The following is a 7,833-nucleotide window of genomic DNA, read 5'->3' as shown; positions in this document are numbered from 1 at the left end:
TTCAGCTCACCGTTGCGAGGTCCCGTATAATACGTCTTCCTCATTCAGAGTCAAGCAATTATTTTTCGCTTTTCTCTGTTGGCGTTCATCTCTGAACCCCGCTAACCCGGCGGCCTGTAAGCCGTTGTTCCGTGTCAGTGGAGGCGCATTATAGGGAGTTCTCAGACGTTGACAACCCCTCTTTTAAAAAAAACGTTCAACCGTCTCTTTTTTGCGCAAAATGGTGCTATAGCGCCAGTTTTTCGAGCGTTTCGAAGCCATAACGTTGTAAAACGGGTAAAAGTTGCTCAGTTTCTGCAGTCAATGCCATGCAGTAAGCGATATTCGCATCAGAAGATTTTGCATTTGGCGCTTCATTTTCAAGTAACCATGCTGTTCTTCGTGCAATGGCCGCTCCGGAGTCCACCAGGCGAGTCCCTTCCGGTAACGCGGCAAGCAGTTCATCTTTTAATAGCGGGAAATGAGTACAACCCAATACCACGGTATCTGGTGGTTCAGCCATACGCAGCCACGGGCGCAATATGCGCTGTAACTCTTCCAGCGGCACCGGTTGACCGTGCAGCTTCGCTTCTGCGATTTCGACCAGCTCGGCAGAACCCAGCATGGCTATCTGGCACTCATTGGCAAAGCGCTCAATCAGCTCACGCGTATAAGGACGCTTTACCGTCCCGCGCGTTGCAAGCAAGCCAACCACACCATTGGCCGTCAAACGAGCCGCTGGTTTAATCGCAGGGACCACGCCGACCACAGGGAAGGGAAACTTCTCGCGCAGGGCAGGAAGAGAGACAGTACTCGCCGTATTACAGGCAATAATTGCCAATGCCAGGGGGTAGCGTTGTTGTACGGCCGTGACGATTTCCACTACGCGCTCGACAATAAAGTCTTCGCTCTTCTCTCCGTACGGGAATGCCACGTTATCGAAAGCGTAGATGTAATGAAGGTCCGGCAGGAGATGCCGAACCTCATCATAGACCGACAGCCCACCGACGCCGGAGTCAAACACCAGCACGGTAGGGCGTGGATCAGAAGGTGTAGCTGCCAGACAAGGTGTACTCCCGTCCTGCAGTTTGATAGCCATAAACTGTCTCGTAATCTTTATCGAACAGGTTGGCTATTTTACCACGAACTGTCAGATGAGAGGTGACAGGATATGAAGCTGACAGATCTAAAAGGCTATAAGATGGCATGCGGCGCTGCACGCTCGAGAACTGATTCGAGTTGTTGTTATAGCTTTTACCGAAATATTGATAGGACAGATCCATATCAAACCCGAACATGGCCCAGTCCAGCTGATACTTATATTGCTGGCGAGAGCGGTGTGCCAGAACCTCGTTATCAGAGTCTCGACGCGGATCCAGATATTCAGCGCTCAGACGGTGCGTCACCGGGCCTGTTTCAAAGTCACCGCTCAGCTCTACGCCTTTAATCGTAGCGGACTGGGTATTGAAATAGGTCCCCGTGAAGCCAAAATCAGGGGAGTAGTAATCGATCAGATCCTTAATCTTGTTCTGGTAAGCGGCCAGGCGCCAGTTAACAGGCCCGGTTAACCCCTGAACGCCCACTTCGAACTGACCCGATTTTTCCGCTTTCAGATCTGGATTCGAGGTGATGAATAGACGGCTCTGGCCATACATCTGCCCCAGCGTCGGTGCCTGGAACCCCGTTCCGTAAGAGACAGTAAGCTGGTAGTCAGGTACAAATTCCCAGCCTGCGGCCGTCTGCCAGGTGCCATTCCAGCCAAACTGTTCGTTATCGTCCCCACGAACGGAGCCTTCCAGCGTCACCGTGTCCAGCTTCTGCTGAGCAGTCAGGTAATAGCCGGTATTGTCACGCTTATAATCATCGGAATTACTCAGATCCTCTGACGTCAACTTCTGCTGTTGCCAGTCAATGCCCGCGCTTACCGTGCCGTAGCCTACCGCCAGGCTGTTACCCCACTGGACGTTTTTCTGCGTCATATTGTCGAGCGATGTGCCGGCGTTATACATCCCTGACACGCTGGAGTAGTTGTAATCTTTGTATTTCTGATAACTCCCCGTCAGTTGGGTCGAGTAATTATCATGGCTCCATGCCAGACCGGTTTCATAGGTGTGGTTATAAACCTGGCGTTTATCACTCCCCCCCGCATAGCCCGCGTCATAGGCTGTGTTATTGCTATAGCCATAACCACGAACGAACCCGGAAATCTCCTGAGTAAAATTATGATTCAGGCCCGCCCAGAAGGTTTTGTTACGGAAACCATCGTCATCGCGGTCACCGGAGTAGGTAGAGGTGGGCTGGACATTAAATCCCTGGGTCTCGGTGAAGGAGCCCGCGATCGTCGCCAGCGTCGCTTCGCCCAGCTGTTGGCGCACAGTAGCATCGTACTGCTGATAATGATGAGACCCCATACTCGCCTGAACTTTGCCGCCAGGCTGTGAATTCTGGGTGATAATATTGACGACGCCACCAATCGCATCGGCACCATAGACTGCCGAACGTGGCCCGCGAATCAATTCAATGCGCTGAACAAGAGAGAGAGGGAGTTGGCTAAAATCAGAAATCCCCGTGATACCGGATTTTGCCAGCGGAATACCGTCAATTAAAACCAGCGTATGGCGAGCTTCCGCCCCGCGAATATAGACGTAGCTTGATTGCCCCATCCCGCCGTTCTGTGCAATTTGCACGCCGGGTAAACGACGCATCACATCAATAAGATCTTTAGACTGCCAGCGGTCGATATCCTCACGGGTTACGATATCCGTTGAGGCTAAGACAGAGTTAACAGGTTGCTCGAAACGGTTTGCCGTCACCACCATCGTGCTGGCGTTATCTTGCGCCCAGCCCGAAAATGCCGTGACGGACAGCGCCGTACACAGCGATATTTTTTTAATCATTGTATAAAGCATCCACAATATAAGAAGGATGCCGCAGGCCTCATCTATAGCACGCGATGATGAAACCAAATGCGACGTGATCCCGGCAGGTCTTCGGGCTGGGTGGCGTTATATGGATGAAGACTTCCCATTTTCACAGTGTCTACAACATTCATCCCGCCAATCCTTACCGCTGCGCGTCAGCTCCAGATTTCCACTGGATTCCCTTTTCACTCATTGAGACCGGAAACAGAATGCTACAATTAGACACGTATAGATGTCCAGATAGCTATTAGCCATTAAATCTGGACATCCCCTGCACAATCCCTACAATCCCCGCGTAATTCATTCTCACTCAGGACGCATCATGACCCCCGAACACCTCCCGACAGATCAGTACGACGCGCAACTGGCCGAGAAGGTCGTCCGCCTGCAAAGTATGATGACCCCTTTTGCAGCGCCCGTTCCCGAGGTGTTTCGTTCGCCGGTCAGCCACTATCGTATGCGCGCCGAATTTCGTATCTGGCACGATGGTGACGATCTGTATCACATCATTTTCGACCAGCAGACCAAATCCCGAATTCGCGTGGACACGTTCCCCGCAGCGAGTGAATTAATTAATCAATTAATGACGCTGATGATTGAAGGGGTACGTAATAACCCGGTGCTACGTCATAAACTGTTCCAGATTGACTATCTGACCACGCTAAGTAATCAGGCCATTGTTTCACTGCTGTATCACAAAGCGCTAAACGATGAGTGGCGTGAGCAGGCAGAAGCTCTGCGCGACGCGCTGCGGGCGCAAAACATTAACGTCCACATTATTGGCCGTGCTACCAAAACCAAAATTATGCTCGACCAGGATTACGTCGACGAACGTCTGCCGGTTGCAGGTAAAGAGATGATCTACCGCCAGGTTGAGAACAGCTTTACTCAGCCGAATGCGGCTATGAACGTACAGATGCTGGAATGGGCATTGAATGCGACGCAAGGGTCAACGGGCGATCTGCTTGAGCTTTACTGTGGTAACGGTAACTTCTCGCTGGCGCTGGCACGCAACTTTGAACGGGTGCTGGCAACCGAGATTGCTAAGCCGTCCGTGGCGGCGGCGCAGTACAACATTGCAGCGAACCATATTGATAACGTGCAGATTATCCGCATGGCCGCAGAAGAATTTACGCAGGCGATGAATGGCGTGCGTGAATTCAACCGCTTGCAGGGCATTGATCTTAAGAGCTACCAGTGCGAGACGATTTTTGTCGATCCCCCACGTAGTGGGCTGGACAGTGAAACGGAGAAGATGGTGCAGGCGTATCCGCGTATCCTCTATATCTCCTGCAACCCGGAAACCCTCTGTAAGAATCTGGAAACGTTAAGCCAGACGCACAAGGTTGAACGTCTGGCTCTGTTTGATCAATTCCCCTACACCCACCATATGGAGTGTGGTGTGTTACTGACGGCTAAATAAAACGCTTACTCCGGCAAGTGATGCTTGCGGCTACGCATTTTGATGCCAATCCAGAACACCAGCGCGACAGAGAGTACGGCCGGCAGGAAGTTAGAGCCGATGTCCGGATACTCTGCGCGCACCACGGTGCTATAGAGCAAGACGCCCAGGACAAAAAACGCCGCTGATAGCGCCGGAAGCCCGACCGGCATGGTGCGATTTTGATAACGCTGATGCAGGCAGTACACCGTGAGTACCAGCGCAATCATAGGGAAGATCGAGAATGGCACAATGGAGCTAAAAATAGCGGCAAAAGAACCATTGATAGACAAGCCAGCGATCAATGCCAGCAACAGCGTACCTTTATCCTGACCAGAATGTTTCATTACTCACCTTCGTCGATTTGATGTGCCATCTTTTCTTGTTCACGGCGATACCAGTAATACGCGCCTTTGGAGATCATCCGCAGCTGTAATACCAGTCGCTCTTCGAGTTGCTTACGTTGTTCAATACCCACATCCAGTGCTTCAGCACCTGCACTGAAAACAATCGTGACCATCGCCTCGGCCTGCGCTTCCGTGAAGGCACGCGGCATATGATTTTCGAGTTCAAGATAGTCGGCAAGTTCCGCGATGAAATGCTGAATTTCACGCGCGACGGCGGCACGGAACGCGGCCGAAGTACCGGAACGTTCACGCAACAGCAGACGAAATGCGTTGGGATTGTTGCCAATAAATTCCATAAAGGTAGAGACCGAGGTGCGAATGACACTACCGCCCTTGGCAATACGCTGGCGCGCCTGGCGCATCAGCTGACGCAGCATCAGGCCGCTCTCATCCACCATGGTCAGTCCCAGCTCATCCACATCTCGGAAATGACGATAGAAGGACGTTGGCGCAATTCCGGCCTCGCGCGCCACTTCGCGCAGGCTCAAACTGGCAAAACTCCGCTCAGCACTCAGTTGACTGAATGCCGCTTCCACCAGCGAACGCCGGGTTTTCTCTTTTTGTTGTGCTCTTACGCCCATCACGATAATTGAATCCTTCCAAAGCCCTGCTGGCACTATACCAGAGTTTAAAATTAATCGATTTGCCTGGCTTTGTTAATGATTGTTTACGCGCGGTTTGTGCTCCACTGCGCGAAAAAAGCACAACGATAATTGGGTTACTCTGGCAATGATGTTATGATTCTGTTGCTTTTATGTATAAGAACAGGTAAGCCTTGCCATGCCACATTCCTACGATTACGACGCAATAGTTATTGGTTCCGGCCCCGGCGGCGAAGGCGCTGCTATGGGACTGGTTAAACAGGGAGCCAGAGTAGCGGTGATAGAGCGCTACCATAATGTTGGCGGCGGTTGCACCCACTGGGGCACCATCCCTTCGAAAGCCCTCCGCCACGCCGTTAGCCGCATCATTGAATTCAACCAAAACCCTCTTTACAGCGACCATTCCCGACTTCTTCGCTCCTCTTTTGCCGATATCCTGAATCATGCCGATAACGTGATTAACCAGCAAACACGGATGCGTCAGGGTTTTTATGAGCGTAACCATTGCGAGATCTTGCAGGGGAATGCCCATTTTGTGGATGAACACACACTGGCGCTGGAGTGCCACGACGGCTCTGTCGAGACCCTCACAGCAGAGAAATTTATTATCGCCTGTGGCTCCCGCCCGTACCGTCCGGCAGATGTCGATTTCTCGCACCCACGCGTCTACGACAGCGACTCCATTCTCAGCCTGCATCATGAACCTCGCCACGTTATCATCTATGGCGCAGGGGTGATTGGCTGTGAATACGCGTCAATCTTCCGTGGCATGGATGTGAAAGTTGATCTCATCAACACCCGTGACCGTCTGCTGGCGTTCCTCGATCAAGAGATGTCCGACTCCCTCTCCTATCATTTCTGGAACAGTGGAGTAGTGATTCGCCACAACGAAGAGTACGAGAAAATCGAAGGCTGCGACGACGGGGTGATCATGCACCTGAAGTCCGGCAAAAAGCTGAAAGCGGATTGCCTGCTCTATGCTAACGGCCGTACCGGTAATACCGACTCTCTGGCGCTGGAAAACATCGGCCTCGAGACCGACAGCCGTGGCCAGTTGAAGGTCAACAGCATGTACCAGACCGCGCTACCGCATATCTACGCGGTTGGTGATGTCATCGGCTATCCGAGCCTGGCATCTGCGGCCTACGATCAGGGGCGCATTGCCGCTCAGGCACTGGTAAAAGGTGAAGCGACGGCGCATCTGATTGAGGATATTCCGACCGGCATTTATACCATTCCAGAAATCAGCTCTGTGGGTAAAACCGAACAGCAGCTGACCTCTATGAAGGTGCCTTACGAGGTCGGTCGTGCCCAGTTTAAACATCTGGCGCGGGCGCAGATCGTGGGGATGAGTGTGGGTACGCTGAAGATTTTGTTCCATCGCGAGACGAAAGAGATCCTCGGCATTCACTGCTTTGGTGAACGCGCCGCGGAAATCATTCATATCGGCCAGGCCATCATGGAGCAGAAAGGGGGTGGTAACACTATTGAATACTTTGTTAACACCACCTTTAACTACCCGACCATGGCAGAAGCCTATCGGGTCGCTGCACTCAACGGTTTAAACCGCCTGTTTTAACGCATTATCGAAATGGCCATCCATCGCCCCTCGGATGGCCTCTGCCAGCTGCTCATAGCGGCTGCGCAGCGGTGACCCCGGACGATATACCAGACCAATAGTGCGGCGCGGTTCAGGCTTAATGCACGGCAGATAGACCACGCCGTCACGTTTGCGCTCACGCGGTACGGCCAGCGCCGGCAGCAGTGTAATACCGCTTCCCGCCGCCACCATGTTGCGCAGCGTCTCCAGGCTGGTTGCGCGGAAGTGAGTATCTTCATCCGCCCCCGCCTCGAAACAGAAGCCCATTGCCTGATCGCGCAGGCAGTGACCGTCTTCCAGCATCAGTAGCTTTTCCCCGGCCAGATCGGCCATCGGCACGCGATCGCGGTTCGCCCACGGGTGATCTTCATAGATCGCCAGCATCATTGGCTCATCAAACAGCGGCACCTCGATAAAGGCTTCGCTCTCTTTCACCAGCGCCAGGATGGCACAGTCGAGCTTGCCACTATCCAGCTGCGCCAGCAGCTGATGGGTTTGCGCTTCGTGGAGATACATTTCGAGTTTCGGGAAGGTCTGATGCAGCAGCGGAATAATCTGCGGCAACAGGTACGGGCCAACGGTAGGGATCAGGCCAATATGCAGCGGGCCGGACATGGTTTCCCCCTGCTGGCTTGCCATTTCCTTGAGCACTTTGACCTCGCGCAGCACGGTACGCGCCTGATCCACCAGCAGAAGACCTGCCTGAGTGAACAGCACTTTACGACTGGTGCGCTCCAACAGCATCACGCCAAGCTCATCTTCCAGTTTGCGGATCTGGCCGCTCAGCGTAGGCTGGCTAACGTGGCAGGAGTCAGCCGCCCGGCGAAAATGACGATGCTCAGCTAACGCCACCAGGTATTCAAGATCACGAATATTCATTATT

The 7,833-nt window shown here is 52.9% G+C and carries 7 protein-coding genes and 1 riboswitch; of the genes, 2 read left to right on the top strand and 5 right to left on the bottom strand.

All coding sequences use genetic code 11. The annotated features are described in order from the left end of the window. Window positions 1-226 precede the first annotated feature (226 nt). A complete protein-coding gene (gene murI, locus B2Q93_RS03900) occupies window positions 227-1,078 on the bottom strand; it encodes a glutamate racemase (protein ID WP_040078055.1) in 852 nt (283 codons plus the stop codon). Next, window positions 1,023-2,876: a TonB-dependent vitamin B12 receptor BtuB gene (gene btuB, locus B2Q93_RS03895; RefSeq protein WP_040078054.1), complete on the bottom strand. Its 1,854-nt coding sequence runs from the start codon at window positions 2,874-2,876 to the stop codon at window positions 1,023-1,025. The genes murI and btuB overlap by 56 nt, the downstream gene beginning before the upstream one ends. Window positions 2,877-2,943: 67 nt before the next feature. Then, window positions 2,944-3,118: riboswitch (cobalamin riboswitch) on the bottom strand. A gap of 104 nt (window positions 3,119-3,222) precedes the next feature. Between btuB and trmA the strand changes: the two genes are divergently transcribed. Next, window positions 3,223-4,323, top strand: a complete 1,101-nt coding sequence (trmA, locus tag B2Q93_RS03890; protein ID WP_286931835.1) for a tRNA (uridine(54)-C5)-methyltransferase TrmA — start codon at window positions 3,223-3,225, stop codon at window positions 4,321-4,323. Window positions 4,324-4,328: 5 nt separating this feature from the next. Here the strand turns inward: trmA and B2Q93_RS03885 are convergent, their stop codons facing one another. Together B2Q93_RS03885 and fabR are read right to left on the bottom strand one after the other, a co-directional pair. Next, window positions 4,329-4,688 (bottom strand): YijD family membrane protein, encoded by a 360-nt coding sequence (locus tag B2Q93_RS03885; protein ID WP_046886226.1) that lies wholly within the window; start codon window positions 4,686-4,688, stop codon window positions 4,329-4,331. Then, the gene (gene fabR, locus B2Q93_RS03880; protein WP_040078051.1) at window positions 4,688-5,332 is read right to left on the bottom strand and encodes an HTH-type transcriptional repressor FabR; all 645 of its coding nucleotides are present in this window, start codon (window positions 5,330-5,332) and stop codon (window positions 4,688-4,690) included. Before fabR ends, B2Q93_RS03885 begins: the two co-directional genes overlap by 1 nt. Before the next feature lie 196 nt (window positions 5,333-5,528). On the opposite strand from fabR, the gene sthA reads away from it, so the two are divergent. After that, entirely contained in the window at window positions 5,529-6,929 is a 1,401-nt protein-coding gene (gene sthA / locus B2Q93_RS03875; RefSeq protein ID WP_040078049.1) for a Si-specific NAD(P)(+) transhydrogenase, read from the top strand. On the opposite strand, the gene oxyR is transcribed toward sthA, so the two are convergent. Continuing rightward, a complete protein-coding gene (gene oxyR / locus B2Q93_RS03870; protein WP_040078048.1) occupies window positions 6,912-7,829 on the bottom strand; it encodes a DNA-binding transcriptional regulator OxyR in 918 nt (305 codons plus the stop codon). The genes sthA and oxyR overlap by 18 nt on opposite strands. Window positions 7,830-7,833: the final 4 nt, after the last annotated feature.

The organism is Leclercia sp. UBA5958, assembly GCF_002430365.1.
GTDB lineage: Bacteria > Pseudomonadota > Gammaproteobacteria > Enterobacterales > Enterobacteriaceae > Enterobacter > Enterobacter pneumoniae.
The sequence above is the reverse complement of the archived record's forward strand: the minus strand, read 5'-3'. Positions and strand labels throughout refer to the sequence as shown.

Excerpts from the sequence above, each read along its gene's own strand:
- murI (WP_040078055.1), bottom strand. The coding sequence starts at position 1,078 with ATGGCTATCAAACTGCAGGACGGGAGTACACCTTGTCTGGCAGCTACA.
- btuB (WP_040078054.1), bottom strand. The coding sequence starts at position 2,876 with ATGATTAAAAAAATATCGCTGTGTACGGCGCTGTCCGTCACGGCATTT.
- trmA (WP_286931835.1), top strand. The coding sequence starts at position 3,223 with ATGACCCCCGAACACCTCCCGACAGATCAGTACGACGCGCAACTGGCC.
- B2Q93_RS03885 (WP_046886226.1), bottom strand. The coding sequence starts at position 4,688 with ATGAAACATTCTGGTCAGGATAAAGGTACGCTGTTGCTGGCATTGATC.
- sthA (WP_040078049.1), top strand. The coding sequence starts at position 5,529 with ATGCCACATTCCTACGATTACGACGCAATAGTTATTGGTTCCGGCCCC.
- oxyR (WP_040078048.1), bottom strand. The coding sequence starts at position 7,829 with ATGAATATTCGTGATCTTGAATACCTGGTGGCGTTAGCTGAGCATCGT.